Origin of the sequence: Sphingomonas sp. CFBP 13733 (genome assembly GCF_014841795.1) — a bacterium.
Lineage (GTDB): Bacteria > Pseudomonadota > Alphaproteobacteria > Sphingomonadales > Sphingomonadaceae > Sphingomonas > Sphingomonas aerolata.
Window position 1 is genome coordinate 237,600 of sequence record NZ_JACYUP010000001.1, and the last position, 22,023, is coordinate 259,622.

Genomic DNA, 22,023 nt, shown 5'->3' on the forward strand with positions numbered 1-22,023 from the left:
CCGCGATCCGCGCTCAGGCCGCCTGCGCGCCGAAAGCATCGTCGTCGGCGTCGGTGCCACCCTTGATCAGATCGAGCGCGAAGCCGTTCACGCGGGCCTGCTGGTCGGCGATAGAATTGGGCTTTGGCCGCTTGGCCTTGGCGCTTGGCCGTGCGGCGATCGGGCTGCGCGCGCTCACCTTGCGCTGCACCGCCGGGGCCGGCCGGCGATGGCCAAGGTCCGCCCCGCCGCCGGTCCGGAAATAGGCGATGCTGGCCTGGAGTTCCTCGGCCTGCGAGGCGAGCTCCTCCGACGTCGCGGTGATCTGTTCGGACGCACCGGCATTCTGCTGACTGATCAGGTCGAGCTGCTGGATCGCTTCGTTGATCTGTGCCGCGCCGATGTCCTGTTCACGGCATGCCGCGCTGATCTCGGCGACGAGTTCGGCGGTGCGGCTGATGTCGGGCACCAGCTTGGTCAGCATGTCGCCGGCTTCGGTCGCCGCGGCGACGGTCTGCGAGGACACCGATCCGATCTCTGCCGCTGCGACCTGACTACGCTCGGCGAGCTTGCGCACTTCCGAGGCGACGACGGCAAAACCGCGGCCATGTTCGCCCGCGCGCGCAGCTTCGACCGCGGCGTTCAGCGCGAGCAGATCGGTCTGGCGGGCAATTTCCTGGACGATGCCGATCTTCTCAGCGATCGTCCGCATCGCGTTCACCGCGCGCTGGACAGCGATCCCGCTGAGTTCGGCGTCTTTCGCGGACTGGCGGGCGATCTTTTCGGTCTGCGCGGCATTGTCCGCGCTCTGCTTGATGTTGGCGGCAATCTCTTCCATCGCCGACGAGGCCTCTTCGGCCGCCGCGGCCTGCTCGGTCGCGCCTTGCGAGACCTGCTCGGAGCTTGCCGACAGCTCCTGGCTTCCTGCCGAGACATTGTCGGCGGCGCCGCTGGCCTTGCCGACGACGTTGCGCAATTGTTCGATCATCCGCACCAGCGCCTGGCCAAGGACATCCTTGTCGGACATGGGCTGATGCGACACGGCCAGATCGCCATCGGCAATCTTGTCGGCCAGATCGGCACTCACCCTCAGATTGTCGACCATCCGCACGATCGCCTGTCCAAGCGTATCCTGGTCGGACAATGGCTGATGTGCAAAGCTCAGATCACCGTCGGCGATCTTGTCGGCGAGACTGGCGCTTACCCGCAGATTGTCGACCAGCGCGTTGATCGAATCCTTCATGCGGCGGTGGTCGCCCTGGCAGGGGATCTCGACCATCTCGCGCAGGTCACCGACGCTGGCGAGGTTCAAGACGCGATTGCCCTCCTCGATCGGCAGCAGCGTCGCATCGAGCATCGCGTTGATCCCGCAGACCAGTCCGGCGAAATCCCCGACGAAGCGCGTCTCGTCACCGCGCTGGCCGAGCTCGCCCGCCGTCGATGCCTTGATCAACCGTTCCACCTCGCCGATGATGTCGCGCAGGTTGCGGCGAAGCGTCTCGACGGTGTCGTTGATGAACGCCTTCTTGCCGGGAAAGGCTTCGAGCGGCGCGTCGAAATTGCCTTCGCCAAACGCCTTGATGCAGGCCATCGCCTTCTTCTTCACGGCGATATGGTTGGCGACCATGGTGTTGACGCCGCGCGCCATGGTGCCGAAGTCGCCCTTGAACCGGTCGGCCGCGACGATGACGTCGATGTCGCCCTTGTCGTGCTCGGAGGACATGTGGTTCAGTTCGCTGATCAGGCCCTGCAGATTTGCGCGCAGCGTCTCGATCGTCTCGTTGATGAACGCCTTCTTGCCGGGGAAACGCTCGAGCGGGGCGGCGAAGTTACCCTCGCTGAATTCCCTGACGCAGGCCATCGCGGTTCTTTTGACCGCGATGTGGCTGCCGACCAGAAGGTTGAGCCGCTTCGCCATGACCGCGAACGTTCCGTGAAACTCGTCGACCGGCAGGACGGCGTCGATATCGCCCTTGTCATGCGCAGCGCTCCAGTCGTCGATCCGGGCGCTCAACTGGCCAACCGGGCGCAGCGCGCGATCGAGCATCTGGTTGATCGCGCAGAGCACCGTCTGGGTCTGGCCATTGGCGAGCGAAGTATTCGCCCGTTGCGAAAAGTCACCGTCGGCAAACATGCTCTCGAGGCGCGCCAATTCGGACGTGAGGACGTCTGACGAGACGCCGCCGAGGATCTTTGCCAACATCAACGGATTCCTTTGTGCTGCATCATGTAAATCGATAGCTCAAACAACATGGCGGCCATTTGCCGCCGTCTGAATCTCACATGTCACGCCGATCTTGCCGCCAACCGCGGAATCGGGGGACCGCCCATCAAGGTCAGCTTGATTATAGAGTGGTCAGGGCAGGGACGGTTTGGAGCGCGCGACAATTTTCGAGATTGCGATCCGGTGCGCCGGGTGGCTGCCACCCGCACGTCGATGCGTGCCGGATCATGGACGTGGTCTGCGCCTGTAAATCCTGACCGGTTCTGCTAGTGGACGGCGATGCTCAAAATACGAACCAAGCGCCAGGGGATGGTAACGGCGCGCGCGCTCGATCGCCTCGTGGCCGTCGAGGCCTCGGTGAATGCTCTTGGCGACGAGGATCTGCTCGACCTCGCGGACATCTTCGCTGCGGGCGAGGCGACCCCGCTGCGCGAGATGGCACAGGCCGAGATGCGCCGCCGCGCGCTCAGCCTGTGAAGCGATTCCCTTCACGCTTCCGGCGCCTCGATGGCGCGCTCGCCGATCTCGCCGTCGAGGAACCGATGTTGCTCACCGAGCTCGACGGCTTCCTCACCGGGCTGCTGATCTCCCCGGAGGCGATCGCGCCGAGCGAGTGGATGACGGTGATCTGGGGAAGCGAGTCCGACGGCACGCCGCCCTTTGAGGATCCGCTCGACGTGCAATGGTTCGCCGATGCGGTGGCGGCCCGGCGTGATGAGATCGCGCGCGACCTTGCCCGCGGCAAGCTTCAACCGATCTTCGACGTCGACGAGCGTGATGGCGAAGTTCTGTGGGAATATTGGATCGACGGCCTGACCGATGCGGTCGCGTTGCGCCCCGCGGCCTGGGATGCGCTGGCCGACGACCCCGCAAGGGCGGCCCCGTGGTCGCAGCTGGCAACGCTGATCGCGGTCGCGGGCAATGAGAGCGACCTCGACAGCGTTGAGATCAACGCGCTTCAGGACCGGGCGTTGGCCGAACTGACCGACGCCGTTCAGCGCTTGTACGCAGCGCAGGTGAGCGTCGCCGGCCCGTCGTCACCCGACGCATCGGCGACGACGGCATCGAAAGTCGGCCGCAACGATCCGTGCCCTTGCGGGTCGGGGAAAAAGCACAAGCGCTGCTGTGGCTGATCGGGGACGAGGGCGGCACGATGTGTGCCTGCCCCGCGTCCCCTCGGTCACCTCAGACGTTCTGCCGGATTATGAGAGCTCGATCTTCCCGTTCATGCCGGGCCAGTCCGAATAGCCGACGGCGCCGCCGCCATACCAATATTGCTTCGGCGCCTCGGCCAGCGGTGCGCCGGTGCGCAGCCGGTCGACGAGATCGGGATTGGCGAGGAAGGGGCGACCAAAGCTGAACAGGTCGGCATTGCCTTCCGCCAGTGTCTTCTCGGCAAGCTCCAGCGTATACTGGTTGTTGGCGATGTACGCGCCCGAGAAGCGCTTGCGCAGCGCCTGGAAGTCGACGCCGTCCGGCACGTCGCGCGTCTGCTGGGTCACGCCTTCGATATCGTGGATGTACAGCAGCCCGATCTCCGACAGGGCATCGACGAACGTGTCGAAGGTCCGCCCGACCTGGCTGTCGAGCGGGGTCTTGCCCGGCTCGGTCGTCGCGGGCGAGATGCGGATCCCGACGCGGTTTGCACCCCAGACATCGACCACGGCGCGCACCACGTCGAGCGGGAAGCGCAGCCGGTTCTCGATCGAGCCGCCATAGACGTCGCTGCGCTGGTTGGTGCTGTCGCGGATGAACTGTTCGAGCAGATAGTTGTTCGCGGCATGGACCTCGACGCCGTCAAAACCCGCGGCCTTCGCCTGTTCGGCAGCGCGGCGGTAATCCTCGACGATCGCGGGGATCTCGTCCGTCTCCAGCGCGCGTGGGGTGACGAAATCCTTCATCCCGTCATTCGTGAAGGCCTGGCCCTCCGCCTTGATCGCGGACGGCGCGACGGGGAGCGCACCATCGTGGAGATCGGGGTGCGAGATGCGGCCGGTGTGCCACAGCTGAAGGAAGATCGCCCCGCCACGCCGGTGGACGGCCTCGACGATCGGCGTCCATGCGGCGACCTGGGCGTCCGACCAGATGCCGGGCGTCATCGCATAGCCGCGCGCCTGCGACGAGATGTTGGTCGCTTCGCTGATGATGAGGCCAGCATCGGCACGCTGCGCATAATAGTCGGCGGCAAAGTCGGGCGGGACACCTTCGTCGTTCGAGCGGCTGCGCGTCAGCGGCGCCATGACGATACGGTTCTGCAGTCGCAGATCGCCGATCGTGACGGGCTGCAGGACGGGGCTGTCGGTCTGGTCGGACATGATGTGGTCTTCCGTTGGCGTGGGGGAGGAGGAGGGCAGCAAGCTGTAACGCGCGAGCAGCCGCTAGATCCCGGCACGGCGGTAAGGAGGGACGTTGTCGCGGCAGAATATGACGACGTTCCGAATCCGGTAGCGAGACACGGGCGCGGGCGATCCATGCAACCGTCGCCGGTGCGCCGTTGTTCGCACGGGGGCGTTCGGTGCCGCAAATGGTTAAAAAGAGGCGGCGGGACCGCACAGCGCCGGTCGGCGACTGCCCGACCGGCGCGTGTTGCGCTTACCCTAGAAGGCCACCCTATAGCAGCTTGTCGAGCGTGATCGGCAGATCGCGGACGCGCTTGCCAGTGGCGTTGTAGACCGCATTGGCGACCGCCGCCGCGACGCCGGTGATGCCGATCTCGCCGATCCCGTGCGCACCCATCGGTGTGCGGGGATCGGCGATATCGGTCCAGATGACGTCGATCTCCGGAACGTCGAGGTGCACGGGGATGTGGTATTCGGCGAGGCTGGGGTTCATGATCCGGCCATTGCGTTCGTCGAATTGCGTCTCTTCCATCAACGCCATGCCCAGCCCCATGATGATGCCGCCGCGGAACTGGCTCTTCGCCGTCTTGGGGTTGAGGATCCGGCCGCAATCGAACGATCCGAGGATCCGGCTGACACGCGTCTCGCCAGTGACCGCATTCACCCGCACCTCGCAGAAGATCGCACTGTGCGAATGCATCGACCAGTGCATCAGTTCGAGCGGCTGCGACGCCGCGGCGGTGACGGTGACGCTGTCGCGCTGCGCACGCGTCAGGATCGAGGCGTAGCTTTCCCGCTGCGTCGGATCATCGATCTTCGCCAGCCCGGCATCCTCGCTGCCGACCGTATCCGCCGACAGCCCCGCGAGGGGCGAGTCGTTGCCGGCTAGTTTGAGTAGTTCGGCGACCAGTGCGTTATGCGCCGCGATCACGGCCGCACCGATCGCCGCGGTCTGCTGCGATCCACCCGCCATGATCGCGCCCGGAATCGCGGAGTCGCCATAGCCGACCTCGACCTGCTCGAGCGACAGACCCAGTCGCTCCGCGCCGACGATCGCGGTGGTGGTCGAGGTCCCCATGCCCATTTCCGCCGCAGCGACCTCGATCAGCGCGCGCACAGCGTCGCCCTCACGCGTGAGGGTGATGCGCGCCTGTGCGCCGGGCATCCGGTAATAGGGATAGGTCCCGGTCGCGCAGCCCATGCCGATCTGCCATTCGCCATCGCGGCGCGTGGCCGGTTCAGGGTTGCGATCCGCCCAGCCGAAATGATCGGCGCCGTTGCGCCACGCCTCGACGATGTGGCGCGACGAGAAGACGAGGCCCGACGTCGGGTCCTTGTCCGGCTCGTTGAGGATCCGCAGCTCGACCGGGTCGATGCCCAGATCGACCGCGAGTTCGTCGACCGCGCATTCCAGCGCGAAGGTGCCCACCGCCTCGCCCGGCGCGCGCATGAAGGTGTTGGCGAGCATGTTCATCCGCGCGATATCGACCTGCAGGCTGATATTGCGGCAGGCATAGGCGGCACGTGTGCCGAGGATGAACGGCTCGGGCATGTTGTTGTGTGGCGTCATGATCGACAGGCCGGTATGGACCAGCGCATCGAAGCGGCCCTCCGCGGTCGCGCCGATCGCCACCCGCTGCTCGGTGAGGGATCGCCCGCCGACGACCCGGTACACACCCTCGCGCGACAGCGCGATCCGCACCGGGCGGCCTGCCAGCTTCGCCGCGGCGGCACCGATGATCTGGTGATCCCACAAGCCTTTGCAGCCAAAACCCCCGCCGACATAGGGCGAGGTCAACCGGACCTTGTCGGGCTTGAGATCGAAGACCTCGCCGATCGTCTGCGCCTGGGCGGTGACCATCTGGCTCGCGTCGTGGATCACCAGCGCGCCGTCGATCCATGCGATCGTCGTGGCATGCGGTTCGATCGGATTATGGTTGTGGCGCGGGGTGCGATAGACCTGATCGACGACATGCGGCGCGGTGGCGAGCGCGGCGTCGGCATCGCCGATCCGGTTGTGCAGCGGTTGGCCCATGAACAGGCCCGGTTCGATGCCGTTCGCCTTCGCGCCCTTGAGGCTGGTCGTCGAGGGCTCCGCGTCATAGGTGAAGCGGAGCAGCGACGCGGCATGATCGGCCTGCTCCTGCGTCTCCGCTAGGACGCAGGCAATCGGCTGCCCGTTCCAGTGGATACGGTCGTCCTGCAGGATCGGCAGGTCGGCGGGGCCCACCGCGGTCGGGGACGAGCCGAACACGCCCGGTGTGTTCATCCGTGGCGCGTTGAGGTGGGTCATCACCAGGACGACACCCGGCGCGGCTTCCGCGGCCGCGCTGTCGATCGCCGTGATCCGACCGCGCGGGATCGTCGCATAGGCGAGTGCCGCATAGGCCATGTCGTCGAAGCGGAACTCCGCTGCGAAGCCTGCCTCGCCCTTGACCTTCAGCGCGCCGTCGCGCCGCGATACCGGCGTGCCGATCAGCCCGTGCTTGTGCGCGATCAGCGGATCGGGCCGGCCGCCGGGGATCCAGCTGTCGGGTGCCAGCGGAACGAGCTTCTCCATCGCGCTTTGCATCAGGCCCTGCGCCGCCTGCTTTGCGCTATCGATGATGCTCATGCCATGTCTCCCTTCGCCAACTCGGCCAGCACCGCGGCCAGCGTTCGCGTCGCCAGTTCGGGTTTGAACGCATTGTCGCGAAGCGGCCGCGCGTCGGCGAACTCCGCGGCTGCAGCCGCCCGGAAGGCGGCCTCGCTGGCCAGTTCGCCGCGCAGCGCGGCCTCTGCCTTGGTTGCGCGCCATGGCTTGTGCGCGACGCCGCCAAACGCGATCCGGACGTCGGCGATCCGGTCGCCGTCCATCTCGAGCGCCGCCGCGACCGAGATCAGCGCGAAGGCATAGCTCGCCCGGTCGCGTACCTTGCGATAGGTCGATCGGGCCGCAAAGCCGAGCGGCGGCAGTTCGATCGCCGTGATCAGCTCGCCCGTCGCCAGCACCGTGTCGAGGTCGGGCCGATCGCCGGGCAGGCGGTGCAGCTCGCCAAAGGGCAGCGTCCGCGCGCCGTCGCGTCCCTCGACATGGACGACAGCGTCGAGCGCGGTCAGCGCAACGCACATGTCGGAGGGATGCGTCGCGACGCAGGCATCGGATGCGCCGAGAATCGCGTGGATGCGGTTGAACCCGTCGCGGGCATCGCACCCCGTACCGGGCGCGCGCTTGTTGCAGTGCGATCCGTCGGTGTCATAGAAATAGGTACAGCGCGTACGCTGCAGCAGGTTGCCGCCGACCGTCGCCATGTTGCGGATCTGCGCAGACGCCCCCGCGAGGATCGCGCGCGACAGCATGGGATAGCGCGTCCGCACGCCGTGATGCTCGGCGACCGCGGTGTTGGTGGCGGCCGCGCCGATCAGCAGTCCGCCCTCTGCCGTCTCGGTGACCGCGGCGGACAGGCGGGTCACGTCGACCAATGTCTCGTGGCGGGCGACGGTCTCACGCATCAGGTCGACGATATTGGTGCCGCCGCCGAGAAAGGCCGCGGTTTCGCCCGCACCCAGTCGTACGGCATCGTTCACGGTATCGGCACGCAGGTAAGTGAAAGGCGTCATGCCGCCATCTCCGCGCTCGTCTCGGCTGTCGCCTGTGGCGCCATCGTCGCCTGGATCGCATCGATGATGCCGTTATGCGCGCCGCAACGGCACAGATTGCCGCTCATTCGTTCCTGGATCTCGTCGCGGGTCAGGACCACGTCGGCGGCGAGGTCGGCGCTGACATGGCTTGGCACGCCGCGGCGCACCTCCGCGGCCATGCCGATCGCTGAGCAGATCTGCCCGGGTGTGCAATAGCCGCACTGGAACCCGTCATGCTCGATGAACGCCGCCTGCAACGGGTGAAGCGCCGCGGTCTCGGCCAGGCCCTCGATCGTCGTGATCTGACGCCCGTCATACTGGACCGCCAGCGCGAGGCAGGACAGGATCCGCTCGCCATCGACCAACACCGTGCAGGCCCCGCACGCGCCCTGGTTGCAGCCCTTTTTGGTGCCCGTCAGGTGAAGCGTCTCCCGGAGGTGATCAAGCAGCGAGACACGGGGATCCGCCGGTCCCGGGACGGCGTTTCCATTGACAACGAACGACATGGCGATCTCTCCTGTGGCGCACCGCGCCGAGGGGCAGCGTACACCAGTTTATGTGTCGTGCTGATGTCTTTCAGGGCCCGGGGTGCAGCGCTAATCCAAAAAGATCAAACAGCGTGCTCGTCTCTCCGGTAAGGCAGGCGGCCAAGAGAGGCGCCGCTCGATAACCTCGGTCTCGATCGGCTGCCACGTCATCGTGGCGCCGCGCCGCGTGCGTCCCCGATCTCCAGCCAATAGCCATCGGGATCCTGCGCATAGATCTGGCGGACGCCGTCGAACCGGAGCTGCATCCTGTGCGGTGTGCCCGCAAGGTCGGTCCAGACGCGTCCGTGCTGGTCAAGCCAGGCAATGACGGTGGCGAGATCATCGACGTGCAGCGCCAGATGCTCGTTCCGGTTCGAGGGTTTCGGCGTCGTACGGCCGTCGAGGATGTGGAGCGCGAGGCCGTTGCCGAGATCGAGCCAGCGGCGGTTTTTGAGCGGCGTCGGGATGATCCGCAGGCCGAACGCCTCATGATAGAAGGCCGCGCTGCGGTCGATGTCCGCTGCCTGGATCGCAACATGCTCGGCGGTCGCCGCGGGCGCCGCTGTCGTTTGCAACGCTGCAAGCGAGAGAAAAATGGATGGCACGATCATGAGGCCCGGTCCCTGAAATATGTGCTCAGCGCGTTTGTGACGATGAAGGCCCGGACCCATGCGGCGCGCCGTCGGCACCGTCGTCAAAGAAAGAACCGGGTGCGCCGCACGTGACGTGCAGCGCACCCGGAGATCGGGTCGACATCGGCAGGGGGGCGCGCCGATACCGACCAGAACCGTGAAGTCCTCAGAACTGGAAATTGACCGCGAGCGCGTAGGTACGGCCGAAATAGGATGTGTAGAGCGGATCCTGACGCACCGTGTCGACGGTCAGGCGGTTGGTTTCGTCAGTGATGTTCGATACTTCGGCGATCAACTTGATATGCTCGTTGAGGTTGTACGAGGCCGAGGCGTCGACGAAGATCGAACTCGCATTGGCGGTCGAATCCGCGTCGACCGAGCCGCTGGGGACGGCGGTCAGGAAGGCCGCGCGATAGTTGACCGTCGAGCGGATGCTGAACTTGTCGTCTTCGTAATAGAGCGTCCCGCTTGCCGTTTCGGGCGACAGCCCGACCAGCGGCGCGGTCCGGGACAATGTCGGCGAGATGACGTAGTTGATGTTCGACCGGACCCGCGTGAAGTTGCCGAGCGCGCCGAAATTGCGCAGCACGCCGGGGAGGAAGGTGAAGGGCAGCTGGACGTTGACCTCGAACCCGCGCAGTGGCCCGCCTTCCGTGTTGTTGCTGCGCTGGACGGTGAACACGTCGGTCGGGCGCAACTGCGTTCCGTTGAGCAGCGTCAGCGGCAGGCCGATATCCTGGAACGCGACCGCCTGGCTGGTCGTCTGGATATAGCTTTCGATATTCTTGTAGAAATACGCGACCGAGATCAGCGAGCCCTTGGCGAAATACCATTCGAGCGCGGCGTCGAACGTGTTGGCACGGATCGGTTCGAGGAAGGGATTGCTGAAGGTTGCGGTCTGGATGACGAGGTTCGCGGAGCCTGCGGGGATCAGCTGCCCATAGGCCGGCCGTGACATGACGCGCGCGACCGAGGCGCGCGCGATCAGGTCGGGCGTGATGTCGAGCGCGAGGTTTGCCGACGGCAGCCAGTCGTCATAGCTGCGGCCGACCTCCGATATCACGAACCGCGAGGGATAGAGCGACCCCGCGGGCGCTGCCGAGGTGATCGGGCCATAGGTGTCGAGCTTGGTATGGACGTACCGTACGCCCGCATCACCCCGCAGAGCGAAGGGCAGCGAGTTGGCGGTGTTGAACTTCACCATCGCATAGCCCGAGGCGTATTTTTCATCGACGCCGCCATACGTGCCCTTGGCGCATTCGAGGCTGCAATAGACATAGTTGTCGAGCCCGACCGCGTCGCGGAACTTCTCGGGATCGATCGAGACGAAATCCTGCAACAGCCCGTCCAGGTTGCTGCCGATGCCAGTCGTCACGGTGGTGAGGCTGGCGAGCGTCACCCCCGACGGGAGCGCGAGTGGCGTGTTGGTGGCGAGTTGCCGCTCGCGCGCGGTATATTTGTTGGTGCGATACTGACCGCCGATCTGCAGCGTGAAGTCGGGTGCGGCCTCCCATTCGCCGTTGAGCTCGAAGGTCTTGCTCGTGATCGTGTTGCGACGGATGAAGTTCGACAGCTGGCCGCGCTGGTCGCCGTTGGCGAGCGGCGGGCCATATTGGAAGAGCGCGGGATTGGTCGTGTCGATCCCGTAGCCGATCTTCGGAATGTCGGGATTGTCGCGGAAGTCGATCGAGAAGTCGCGCGTGTCATTGGCATCGATCGCGACCTGCAGGCGGTCGACGTCGAGCCGCGATTGGTTGATGCCGGCCAGACCATAGACCCGGACGGTGTCGGAAAAGCGGTGGTCGAGGTTCAGATTGACCTGGCGATAGGTCGAGGTGAACTTCTCCTGCTGCATCTCCGACCGCAGATCGACGCCGTCGAACAGCCCGTGGATCAGCGACCCATTGTCATCGACCTCGATCTCGCGGACCGACGTCAGCGGCTGGCCGTTGTTCGAGATCGCGCGCCCGAACGAGCGTGCATCGAAATAGGTGTCGAGCCGATCCACCTTGAACCGCGAATACAGGCCGTCGAGTGAAATGTCGGTATTGTCGCCAGGCTTCCATTGCAGCGTCAGCGTGCCCGCGAGACGCTGCTGTTCCTGGTCGCTTTTCGCCGGTCGCGGCAGACGGGGGAGATAGACGCCGCCGCCTGGACGACCGTTCACCCCGGTCCGGCTCATGACATAATCATAGGCCGCCGCCGTGCTCGTGCGCGGATTTCCGGTGCTGCAATTATTGGCGTCTGCGCCGATCGGCGTTCCGTTCGGCTGGGCGTAGCCGGCGGTCGGGCTGTTCGTCGCGGCCCCGCGAAAGCTGTAGCCGACCGGGGTGCAGAAGGGGAAGATTACGCCGGCATTCGCGGTGCCCGCAGGCTGCGCCTGGCCATAGACCGTGGTCGGCACGACATCGGCCGCCGAATAGGCATATTCCGCGATATGGCGCTTTGAATAGGCGATGCTGCCGAGGATGCCGAACGTGTCGCCGAACTGCTTGGAGACCAGCGCGGACAGGCGCGGATCGGCCTTCTTGCTGATGTCGTTGTAGATGCCGCGCGCAGTGCCGGTGAGCACGAAGCTCTTCTTCTGGTCGAACGGCTTGGGCGCGCGCAGGTCGACCGTCGCGCCGAGCGAGCCCTCCTCGACATCCGCCGACAGCGTCTTGCGGACCGACAGTGCTGAGAAGATTTCGGTCGGGAAGGTCACGAAGTCGAACGAACGGCCGGTCGCGACGCCGCCGCGAATGTCGGTGCCGCTGACCTGCGACACACCTTCCATGCCGTTGATGCGGACGCGCGTGAACTGCGCGCCGAGGCCGCGGACCGAGATGTTGCGGCCCTCGCCGCCGTCACCGCGCGACAGCGCGACGCCGGGGATGCGCTGCATCGACTCGGCGAGGTTGGAATCGGGGAACTTGCCGATATCCTCTGCGACGATGCTGTCGATCGCTGCGGTCTCGTTACGCTTCTGGTTGAGTGCGTTGTTCAGCGAGGCGCGGAACCCGGTCACGACGATATCGGCGTTTTCCGGCTCGGACGTGGCCTGGGTCGGGTCGACAGGATCGGGTGAACTCGTCTGGCTGTCGGCTGGTTGCGGCACCTGGCTGCCCGCGGTTCGCTGGGCCATGGCCGGCGCGGCGATCAACAGACCAATGACGCTCGTCGAGATAAGCAGCATGCGCTTATCGAAGCTCTTCTGGCTCAAGGACCCTCTCCCGATAGGCCGGTCGCGCTGAGTCGGCGCGGCCCGACATTTTGCCGCCCCAGTTTTCTAGGGTCGGCGTAGGTCGTCAGGTATCAGGGCCGCAGAAATATGACAATATGGAATCATTTGGTCAGACAATTAGTTTGACCAATATTTTGAGGCGCATCCGTAGCCGCGATTTGACAGCATGCACCTCTAGACGCGGGGGCGGGTCAGACCGAGCGACGGGCCAGGGCACGGCGGCGCTGGACGGTCGCGGCCCGCGCGCGTTCGACCGCTTCGGTCTCGGTGACGTCGAGCAGGTGGTCGATCACACGCGCAAGGTGATCGCGCATCGCGTTGCGCGCGTCGACCGGCGAGCGCGCCTCCAGCGCGGTCAGGATCCGGCCGTGCTCGGCCATGCGGTTCTCCGTGCCGAGGCTTCCCGCCTTCGCCAAGACCTCGCGCGCGAGCGGCGAGCGGAAGCGCATGTCCCAGAAGTCGGCCACCGCGGAGATGATCACCGCATTGCCGGTCGCCTCGGCGATCGCGATGTGGAACCGGCGATCCGCGTCCTCTGCCGCGATCGTGTCGTCCTGATCCATCTGCGCCAGCAGACCGCGTAGCTCGACCAGCTGCTCCTCCGTGATCTCGGTCGCGGCGACCGCGGCGACTTCGCCTTCGAGCAGGCGACGCGCCTCGGTGATCTCGAACGCGCCGATATCGAGTTCCTGCTCCGAGTCGTTCGATGACGATGCCAGCACGAACACGCCCGAGCCCTTGCGGGCCTCGACCATGCCCTTCATCTCGAGTGCGATCATCGCCTCGCGGATCGTCGGGCGACTGACCTGAAACCGCTCCGTCAGATCGCGTTCGGCGGGCAGGCGACCGCCGACCTGGAATACCCCGTCCGCGATGTCCGTCATGATCGCCTGCACGATCTTGCGGTAGAGTTTACCGCCGCCTTCAGCGTCCTGCATTGCATTCCTCGTTCGATAGACGGCAGCCTGAACGTCGGCGCCGTCCCCTACATCGCGCGGACACCGGCATCGTCAAGTCCGGTAAGCCCCGAACCAGCGGAAACATCGATAAAATGCCTTACAATCTGTTTGCATGTGGCCCGACCACAAATTAGGGTCGGTTTTGGAGAGACGTACGGCAGCGACATGTCGGCGGTGAAACGATGCGAGACGACCGGACCTGTCCGGATAGGGCTGCCCAGCCCGTGCTCGCAGAAAAGAGAAAAGGGGAGGCGAATGGTTCGAGCACTCGCAATTCTGACCTTGGCGGCCGCACCGTTGCTGCTGCAGGCGTCGGTCGACGCGGCCCCTGCGTCTCAATCCTCCACAGATCAGGCAAAAGCGCCGTGGCGCGACGTGACCCCGCGCGCAGGGCTGGCCGGCTGGCGCGCGACCGGGGGCAACGCGACTTACGCGTTCGAGAATGGCGAGCTGATCGGGCGCGCGGAGCCCGGCAAGACCAATAGCTGGCTCGTGTCCGAGGCTCAGTATGGCGACTTCATCGTCGAGTTCGATGCGAAGACCGACCCTGCGCTCAATTCGGGGATGATGATCCGCGGACAGAGCCGGCCCGATTATCGCAGCGGCGTCGTGCACGGCTATCAGGTCGAGATCGATCCATCGGCGCGCGCGTGGAGCGCGGGCATGTACGACGAACAGCGCCGGCAATGGCTGTATACGCTCGGCCGCAACGCGCCCGCGCGGCAGACCTTCCGCTCGGGCGACTGGAACCACTACCGTGTCGAGGCGATCGGCGCGCGGCTGCGCAGCTGGATCAACGGCGTGCCCGCGACCGATACCGTCGACGATGTCGATGCGCGCGGGTTCATCGCGTTCCAGGTCCATGCGATCCCCGACGCGGACGCCGCGCGGCATCCCGAGGTGCGGTTCCGCAACGTCCGCGTGATCACCGATGCGCCGGCGCGCTACGCGATGCCCGCGACCGCGCTGCCGCAGCAGGGCTGGCTGAGCAATAAGCTGTCCGCAGAGGAGCAGCGCGAAGGCTGGAAACTGCTGTGGGACGGCAAGACCGGTGCCGGCTGGCGCGGCGCGAAGGGGACAGTGTTTCCAACGACGGGCTGGACGATGGCGGGGGGCGTGCTGCGCGTAGACGGCGGCGGCGGCGACATCGTCACGACGCGCGAATATCGCGATTTCGAGCTCTCGGTCGATTTCAAGCTGGCACCCGGCGCGAACAGCGGGATCAAGTATTTCGTCGATGCCGGCCTGCTGAAGCGCAAGGGCGAGGCGCTCGGGCTGGAATATCAGCTGCTCGACGATGCGCGGCATCCCGATGCGAAGATGGGTCGCGACGGCAACCGGACGCTCGGCTCGCTCTACGACCTGATCGCGGCGAAGAACCTGTCTGACCCGGCAAGCCCGGGCAAGCGGATCAACCCGCCGGGCGAATGGAACCGGGCGGTGATCGTGGTGCGCGGCGCGCGTGTCGAGCACTGGCTGAACGGCTTCAAGATGGTCGAATATGACCGCGGGTCGCCGGCGTTCCGCGCGCTGGTGGCACAAAGCAAATATGCCGGGATCGCCGGGTTCGGCGACGCCGTGCAGGGGCCGATCCTGCTTCAGGATCATGGCGACCGGGTCGAGTTCCGGTCGATCAAGCTGCGTACACTTTAAGGGGGATCAAGCGATGGACCGTCGGACGATGATAAAGGGCGCGGGCGCAACGCTGGGCATGGCGATGACCGCGCGCAGCTATGCACGGATCAAAGGGGCGAACGACCGGCTGAGCGTCGCGATCGTCGGCCTGAACAGCCGCGGTCAGGCGCATATGAGCGCGTTCACCAAGGTCCCGAACGTCGAGGTCACGCATTTCTGCGACGTCGACTCGGCGGTGCTGGCCAAGCGCGCGGCGGCCTTTGCCGCGAAGGGCCATGCCGCGCCGCGGACCGAGGGCGATTATCGAAAGCTGCTCGACAACAAGGCGATCGACATCATCACCGTCGCGACGCCCGATCACTGGCATGCCAAGCTGGCGGTCGACGGGATGAAGTCGGGCCATCACGTCTATTGCGAGAAGCCGATCGGCATCGCGCCCGCCGAGGGCGAGGCGATGATCGCCGCGCAGAAGAACACCGGGCGCCAGCTGCAGGTGGGCAACCAGCAGCGGTCGAGCCCCGAGACGCGGCAGCTGCTCGCGCTGGTCCAGGCGGGCGAGCTGGGCGACGTGTACGAGGCGCAGACCTGGTACGCCAATAATCGCGGATCGATCGGCAAGGGGCAGCAGGTCGCCCCGCCCGCGACGCTCGACTGGGACATGTGGCAGGGCCCGCGGCCGCGCGCGGCCTATCGGTCGAACCTGGTGCCGTATAACTGGCACTGGTTCTGGCAATATGGAACGGGCGAGCTGTGCAACAACGCGATGCACGAACTCGACATCGCGCGCTGGCTGATGGGTCTGACCTATCCGACGAAGGTCGAGGCGAAGGGGGCCAAGCGTTTCCACGCGGGCGACGACTGGGAGATGTACGACTCGCTGTCGCTCGACCTGAACTACGACAAGGACCGGGTGATCCGCTGGAACGGGCAGAGCTGCAACGCGATGCTGACCTATGGCCGCGGCCGCGGCGTGCTGCTGCTCGGGACGAAGGGGTCGGCGGTGGTCGATCGCAACGGGTTCGAACTCTATGATCTGGCGGGCAAGTCGATCCGGCAGGTAATGGCCAAGGCGACGTCGGAGACGACCGGGACGGTCGGCGAGGGTGTGCTCGACGTCTATCACGCGAACAATTTCGTCGACGTGATCCGCGGCAAGGCCACCACGCTCAACTCGCCGATCACCGAGGGGCATATCAGCACGACGCTCTGCCATCTGGGCAACATGGCCTATCGCACCAACAGTGTTCTGACCGTCGATCCGACGACCGGCAGGCCGAGCAGTGCCGAGGCGATGAAGCTCTGGTCGGTCGCCTATGAACCCGGCTGGGAGGTCAAGGCCTGACGTGGGTATCGCCGCGCGGGTCGAGCGCTTCGTCGCGATGGGGACGCGGATCGAGCTTCACGTCTTCGGTGCAGGGTCTGCGGATGCGCTGGTCGCGGCACGGCGCGCGATCGAAAGCGTCGACGATGCGCTGACCATCCACCGGCAGTCGCCGACGACCACGCTCAACGACGAACTGCTCGCCGGGCATGGCGTCGCGATCGACGATCCGGTGCTGACCGAGGCGCTGATCGCGATCGAAGAGGCCCATGCGCTGACCCTAGCCCTGTTCGATCCGGCTGCCGATCGGCGGTTCGCCGGGGCGGGCTGGGGCGATCTCGTGTTCGACCACAGCACCGCACGGATCGCCGCGACCCGGCCGCTCGCGCTCGATTTCGGCGGGTTCGGCAAGGGCTTCGCTCTCGACCGGGCGTGCGCGGCGTTGCGCGATGCGGGTGTCGTCTGCGCGTGCCTGTCGGCGGGTGAAAGCTCGATCGCGGTGATCGGGGAACATCCGCTGGGCGGCGGGTGGCCGTTCGCGATCCCCGATCCGTCGTGCACCGACGCGGTGCTGGTCGAGGTCGAGCTGGTCGACGAGGCGCTGTCGATCTCGACGACGGTCGGCGCCGGCACGCAGGCGCCCGAGCGCGCGGCGATGATCCGTCCGACCGATGGCGGGATCGTGACTGCGGCGCGCTGTACCGTGGCGATCGATCGCAGCGGCGGCATAGCGGAAGCGATGAGCACCGCGTTGCTCGTCGCCGATGCGCCGCGCGCGCGACGCCTGCTCGACGCGGCGCCGGCACGGCGGTTCCTGTACGATCTTTCCAAGGCCGCGGCGCGGACCGACGACACAGCAAGGATGCAAGCGGCATGACCGACAAGGATTTCGACCTCTCACGACGATCGTTCATTGATCGCGTGCTGACGGCGACGGCGGGCGCGGGGATGGCGACCGCCGCACCCTGGGCAGTGTCTGCGGCCTCCGCGGCGGCGGGTGCCGAGCCGGTCAAGTCGAACCCGGTGCGGCTGGGCGTGATCGGCACGGGCGACCGCGGCCGCGCGCTGATCCAGAACATCGCCAAGTCGCGCAACTGCACGGTCGTCGCGATCTGTGACAGCTATGCGCCGAACCTCGTCAAGGCGCAGCAATGGGCGCCGACCGCGCGGCGCTTTGCCGATCACCGCGCGATGCTCGATGCGCGCGGGATCGACGCGGTGGTCATCGCGACGCCGCTCGATACGCATGCGAAACTCTGCTTCGACGCGTTCGACGCCGGGCTGCACGTCTGGTGCGAAAAGGCGATGGCGCGGACGATCGCCGATTGCGGCGCGATGATCACGCGCGCCAAGGCGGCGGGCAAGATCCTGCAGATCGGGCATCAGCGGATGTTCCACCCGACCTACCTGAACGCGTTGAAGCGCGCGCGCGCGGGCGAGATCGGCACGCTGACGCAGATCCGCGCGAGCTGGCACCGCAACAATGCCTGGCGCCGCGCCGTGCCCGCGGATGCGAACGACCGGCAGATCAACTGGCGGCTGTACCGCGACCGCTCGGCAGGGCTGATGACCGAGCTGGCGACGCATCAGCTTCAGGTCGGCAACTGGTTCCTCGATGCGGTACCGACGCGGGTGATCGGGTCGGGCAGCATCTGTTTCTGGAAGGACGGCCGCGAGGTCTATGACCATGTCGCGCTGATCTACGAATATAGCGGCGGGCGGAAGCTGATCTACACCTCGCTGCTCAACAATGCGCGCTATGGCTGCGAGGAGCAGATCCAGGGCAGCAAGGGGACGATCGAGCCCGAGCTGGGACGCATCTATCAGGAAGTGCCCGCCAAGGTGCTGGCGTTGCAGCGGATGCACAAGGACGTCGCGCGCGGGCACAAGCGCACGGTGCCGATCGGCGGCGCGACCTGGTTCCCCGAGCTGCCCGTGACGACACCCGGCGAGTCGCTCGGCTGGGGCGAATATGACGAGACGATGCTGCAGTTCGAGGGCTTTGGCGAGGCGGTGCGCGCGGGCAAGCCGCTGCCCGGCCTGTTGCGGCAGGCCTATCAGGCGAGCGTCGCGTCGCTGCTCGGCGAGCAGGCGATGGACCAGAACCAAGCAATGACCTGGCCGACGAACCTGGTCTCGATCTAAAAGGGGATAGAGCTGTGAGCGACACCAACCGCCGGGGACTTCTCGGGCTCGGACTGACCGCCGGACTGGCCGCGGGCTTCGCCGCCGACGCTTTCGCGCAATCCGCCACGCGCGGCGATGCACCGACCGAGGGGGCGGTGGCAAAGCCCGCGCCCGAGGCCAAATACCGCGTGCCGTTCGCGGTCATCGGGATGGACCACAACCATATCTATGGGATCACCGACGCGGTGATCCGCGGCGGCGGCGTCCTGACCGCCTTCTACGCGACCGATCCCAAGCAGATCGCGATGTTCCGCAAGCGCTATGGCGACATCAAGCTGGCGCGGTCCGAGCAGGAGATCCTCGACGACCGCGCGATCAAGCTGGTGTGCAGCGCGGCGATCCCCGTGCTGCGCGCGCCGCTGGGCATCCGCGTGATGCGCGCGGGCAAGGACTATCTGAGCGACAAGGCCGCGGTCGTGACGCTGAAACAGCTCGCCGATGTCCGCCGCGCGATCCGCGAGACGGGGCGCAAGTTCGCGATCATGTATTCCGAACGGCTCGAGGTGCCCGCCGCGGTGATGGCGGGGCAGCTCGTCCATGACGGCGCGATCGGGCGCGTGATCCAGACGGTCAACCTCGCGCCGCACCGCCTGTCCGCGCCGAGCCGCCCCGACTGGTTCTGGGATCCGGCGCGCAACGGCGGCATCCTGACCGATGTCGGCAGCCACCAGGCGGACCAGTTCGTCTATCTGACGGGCAGCAAGCGCGCGCAGGTGCTCGCGTCGCAGACGGGCAATTTCGGCAATCCCGCGCATCCCAAGTTCGAGGATTTCGGCGACATGATGCTGAGCGGCGATGGCGGTGCGGGCTATGTCCGCGTCGACTGGTTCACGCCCGACGGTCTGTCGACCTGGGGCGACGGCCGCCTCTTCATCCTCGGCACCGAGGGCTATATCGAGCTGCGCAAATATGTGGACATCGCAGGGCGCCCGGGCGGCAACCACCTGCTGATCGCGGACAAGAAGGGGACGCGCTATCTCGATTGTTCGAAAGTGCCGCTGCCGTTCGGACCGCAGTTCGTGACCGACCTGGTCGAACGCACGTCGGTGGCGCAGGATCAGGAGGGCGCGCTGCTCGCGGCCGAGCTCGTGCTGACCGCGGAGGCGCGTGCGACTCCGGCGAAGCGATGACGGCGCGTCGCGGCGCGGCGGCCTGCACGGTGCTGCGTCTCATCGGGGTCGGCGTGGCGCTCGCGGCGGCCGCACCAGCCGGAGCGGGGCCGGGTCGCGATCCGCTGCCGCTCAGCGACTATGTCGATCCCCTGATCGGTACCGGGGACGACGACGAGGGCGACACGATCCCGGGGCCGACGCTGCCCGCGGGGTCGATCCACCCCAGTCCGAACACGATCACCGCGGCGACCAGCAATGCAGGCTATGACCGCGCCGCCCCGCTGAGCGGGTTCGCGCAGCTGCATACGCAGGGGTCGGGCGGGGTGCCGAGCTATGGCACGTTCCTCGTCTCGCCGCAGACGGGGCCGCTCGCGACGACCGAGGCGGAGCATCTCTCGCCCAAGCGCGACGAGCGCGCGCGGGCGGACGGCTACCGCGTGACGCTCGCGCGCTATGACACCGATGTCGAGATCGCGCCCGCGCATCATGCCGCGCTGTACCGCTTCACCTTTCCGAACAGCGGCGACGCGCATCTGCTGTTCGACGTGACGCGCAAGATCATGGGCGAGCTCGGCACCGCGGGATCCGAGGTGACGCTGTATCCCGAGCAGGGCAAGATCGTCGGGCAAGTCCGCACGCGGCATTACTGGTCGCCCGCGGAGGTCGATATCTGGTTCGTCGCCAGCGTCGACGCGAAGCCGACCGCCTGGGGAATCGAACGTGCGAACGTCCGCGCACCCGGCGCGACGCGCGCAAGCGCGCTCGCCGACCAGCCGCTACGCGCCTGGTGGAGTTTCGGCAGCGCGGGTCGCGGGCCCGTCACGATGAAGATCGCGGTCTCCTTTGCCAGCGCGGCGCGCGCCGAAGAGCTGCTCGCACAGGACCTGCCCGGCTGGGACATGGCCGCGGTTCGCAGCGCGGCGGGCAAGGCGTGGAACGACGCGCTGGGGCGGATCACGATCGACGGGGTCGGCGCGGCGGACCGGCGGCGCTTCTACACGGCACTTTACCACAGCGTCATCCAGCCACGCGACCGCACGCAGGACCAGGCGGACACCGAGCGCGCGTCGCCGCTGTACGACGATCACTATACGCTGTGGGACACGTATCACACGCTCTATCCGCTGATGTCGCTGATCCGGCCCAGCACCTATGCCGGCGTGATCGGATCGTTCGTGCGGACGTGGGAACGCTATGGCGCGGCGGATACCGCGTTCATCGCCGGGCGCAATTTCCATGTCGGCCAGGCGGGCGACGAGGTCGACAACGTGATCGGCGAGGGGTTCCTGCGCGGTGTTCCCGGCGTCGACTGGCAGAAGGCGACGAACGTCGTCCTGTTCAACGCGTTCGAGCGGCGCCGGCCGCGCTATCTGGTCGACGGCTATTTTGCGGTCGACGATCGCAGCCCCGAGGGGACGCCGCAGCGGTCACGCTCGGGGTCGGCGACGATGGGCATGGCGCTCAACGACTATTACGCGGCGAAGGTCGCGGCAGGCACGGGGCATGCAGCCGAAGCCGCGCTGCTCGGAACGCGTGCGGGCAACTGGCGCAACGTCTGGGATCCGCGCGCGGCGAGCGACGGCTATACCGGGTTCGTCGGGCCGCGCTTCGCCGATGGCCGGTTCCAGCCGAACGACCCCAAGCGCGGCTGGGACGGCAAGACGCACGACAATTTCGGCTTCTACGAGGGGACGGGCTGGATCTACTCCTATGCTGCGGTCCACGACGTTCCGGGCATGGTCGCGATCATGGGCGGGCGCGCGGCATTCACGCGGCGGTTGCAGCATGCGTTCGATGCGGGGCTGATCGACTTCACCAACGAGCCGTCCTTCTCGACGCCCTGGCTGTTCAGCGAGGTCGGGCGCCCCGATCTGGCGAGCAAATATGCCGATATCGTCTTCCGGCGGTTTACCGCGGACGCCTATCCCGGCGACGAGGACAGCGGCGCGATGAGTTCGCATTATGTCTTCAACCGCCTCGGGCTGTTCCCGAAACTCGGCAGCGACCTCTATTACCTCCACGCGCCGCACCAGCCGCAGAGCCGGATCATGCTCGAGAGCGGGCGGACGTTCACCATTGTCGCGCGCGGGCAGGGGGCGGGGACGCGCTATATCCGCGCGGCGCGGCTCAACGGGCAACCGCTCGGCACGCCGTTCGTGTCGCAGGCCACGATCCTGCAGGGCGGGACGCTCGAGCTCGATCTGGGTCGTACGCCGAACGACTGGGGTCGCGCGGCGTCGTCGCTGCCCTGAGACCCGATCGGC

General features: G+C 66.6%; 16 protein-coding genes. 8 read left to right on the plus strand and 8 right to left on the minus strand.

Going from position 1 to position 22,023, the window contains the following annotated elements; genetic code table 11:
- Positions 1 to 13 precede the first annotated feature (13 nt).
- Positions 14 to 2,182 carry a methyl-accepting chemotaxis protein gene (locus IFT71_RS00900; protein WP_244654684.1) on the minus strand — a complete coding sequence of 723 codons (2,169 nt, stop codon included), beginning with the start codon at positions 2,180 to 2,182 and terminating at the stop codon, positions 14 to 16.
- A gap of 300 nt (positions 2,183 to 2,482) precedes the next feature.
- Between IFT71_RS00900 and IFT71_RS00905 the strand changes: the two genes are divergently transcribed.
- Together IFT71_RS00905 and IFT71_RS00910 are read left to right on the plus strand one after the other, a co-directional pair.
- Positions 2,483 to 2,680 (plus strand): hypothetical protein, encoded by a 198-nt coding sequence (locus IFT71_RS00905; protein WP_043157026.1) that lies wholly within the window; start codon positions 2,483 to 2,485, stop codon positions 2,678 to 2,680.
- A complete protein-coding gene (locus IFT71_RS00910; RefSeq protein WP_192138823.1) occupies positions 2,677 to 3,336 on the plus strand; it encodes a UPF0149 family protein in 660 nt (219 codons plus the stop codon). Before IFT71_RS00905 ends, IFT71_RS00910 begins: the two co-directional genes overlap by 4 nt.
- 69 nt (positions 3,337 to 3,405) lie before the next feature.
- Here IFT71_RS00910 and IFT71_RS00915 read toward each other — a convergent pair whose 3' ends face one another.
- The 7 genes from IFT71_RS00915 to IFT71_RS00945 form a co-directional block, all read right to left on the minus strand.
- Positions 3,406 to 4,518: an alkene reductase gene (locus tag IFT71_RS00915; RefSeq protein ID WP_107933904.1), complete on the minus strand. Its 1,113-nt coding sequence runs from the start codon at positions 4,516 to 4,518 to the stop codon at positions 3,406 to 3,408.
- A gap of 295 nt (positions 4,519 to 4,813) precedes the next feature.
- On the minus strand, positions 4,814 to 7,156 hold the full coding sequence (locus IFT71_RS00920) for a xanthine dehydrogenase family protein molybdopterin-binding subunit (RefSeq protein ID WP_192138824.1): 2,343 nt from the start codon (positions 7,154 to 7,156) through the stop codon (positions 4,814 to 4,816).
- Positions 7,153 to 8,142, minus strand: a complete 990-nt coding sequence (locus IFT71_RS00925; protein ID WP_192138825.1) for an FAD binding domain-containing protein — start codon at positions 8,140 to 8,142, stop codon at positions 7,153 to 7,155. The genes IFT71_RS00920 and IFT71_RS00925 overlap by 4 nt, the downstream gene beginning before the upstream one ends.
- Positions 8,139 to 8,669: a 2Fe-2S iron-sulfur cluster-binding protein gene (locus IFT71_RS00930; RefSeq protein ID WP_192138826.1), complete on the minus strand. Its 531-nt coding sequence runs from the start codon at positions 8,667 to 8,669 to the stop codon at positions 8,139 to 8,141. Before IFT71_RS00930 ends, IFT71_RS00925 begins: the two co-directional genes overlap by 4 nt.
- Before the next feature lie 188 nt (positions 8,670 to 8,857).
- Positions 8,858 to 9,301, minus strand: coding sequence for a VOC family protein (locus tag IFT71_RS00935; protein WP_192138827.1), 444 nt, complete (start codon positions 9,299 to 9,301; stop codon positions 8,858 to 8,860).
- Between the two features lie 187 nt (positions 9,302 to 9,488).
- Entirely contained in the window at positions 9,489 to 12,524 is a 3,036-nt protein-coding gene (locus IFT71_RS00940; protein WP_192138828.1) for a TonB-dependent receptor, read from the minus strand.
- Between the two features lie 212 nt (positions 12,525 to 12,736).
- Positions 12,737 to 13,483, minus strand: a complete 747-nt coding sequence (locus IFT71_RS00945) for a FadR/GntR family transcriptional regulator (RefSeq protein WP_031439703.1) — start codon at positions 13,481 to 13,483, stop codon at positions 12,737 to 12,739.
- A gap of 276 nt (positions 13,484 to 13,759) precedes the next feature.
- Between IFT71_RS00945 and IFT71_RS00950 the strand changes: the two genes are divergently transcribed.
- Genes IFT71_RS00950 through IFT71_RS00975 form a run of 6 tightly spaced genes read left to right on the plus strand, consistent with a single transcriptional unit; the run spans position 13,760 to position 22,011 of the window.
- Positions 13,760 to 15,157 carry a 3-keto-disaccharide hydrolase gene (locus tag IFT71_RS00950; protein ID WP_192138829.1) on the plus strand — a complete coding sequence of 466 codons (1,398 nt, stop codon included), beginning with the start codon at positions 13,760 to 13,762 and terminating at the stop codon, positions 15,155 to 15,157.
- A gap of 13 nt (positions 15,158 to 15,170) precedes the next feature.
- Positions 15,171 to 16,481 (plus strand): Gfo/Idh/MocA family protein, encoded by a 1,311-nt coding sequence (locus IFT71_RS00955; protein WP_192138830.1) that lies wholly within the window; start codon positions 15,171 to 15,173, stop codon positions 16,479 to 16,481.
- Position 16,482: 1 nt separating this feature from the next.
- Positions 16,483 to 17,337, plus strand: coding sequence for an FAD:protein FMN transferase (locus IFT71_RS00960; protein ID WP_342212563.1), 855 nt, complete (start codon positions 16,483 to 16,485; stop codon positions 17,335 to 17,337).
- Positions 17,334 to 18,605: a Gfo/Idh/MocA family protein gene (locus IFT71_RS00965; protein WP_192138832.1), complete on the plus strand. Its 1,272-nt coding sequence runs from the start codon at positions 17,334 to 17,336 to the stop codon at positions 18,603 to 18,605. Before IFT71_RS00960 ends, IFT71_RS00965 begins: the two co-directional genes overlap by 4 nt.
- Before the next feature lie 14 nt (positions 18,606 to 18,619).
- Positions 18,620 to 19,777 carry a Gfo/Idh/MocA family protein gene (locus IFT71_RS00970; RefSeq protein WP_192138833.1) on the plus strand — a complete coding sequence of 386 codons (1,158 nt, stop codon included), beginning with the start codon at positions 18,620 to 18,622 and terminating at the stop codon, positions 19,775 to 19,777.
- Positions 19,774 to 22,011 carry a GH92 family glycosyl hydrolase gene (locus IFT71_RS00975; RefSeq protein WP_192138834.1) on the plus strand — a complete coding sequence of 746 codons (2,238 nt, stop codon included), beginning with the start codon at positions 19,774 to 19,776 and terminating at the stop codon, positions 22,009 to 22,011. The genes IFT71_RS00970 and IFT71_RS00975 overlap by 4 nt, the downstream gene beginning before the upstream one ends.
- Positions 22,012 to 22,023: the final 12 nt, after the last annotated feature.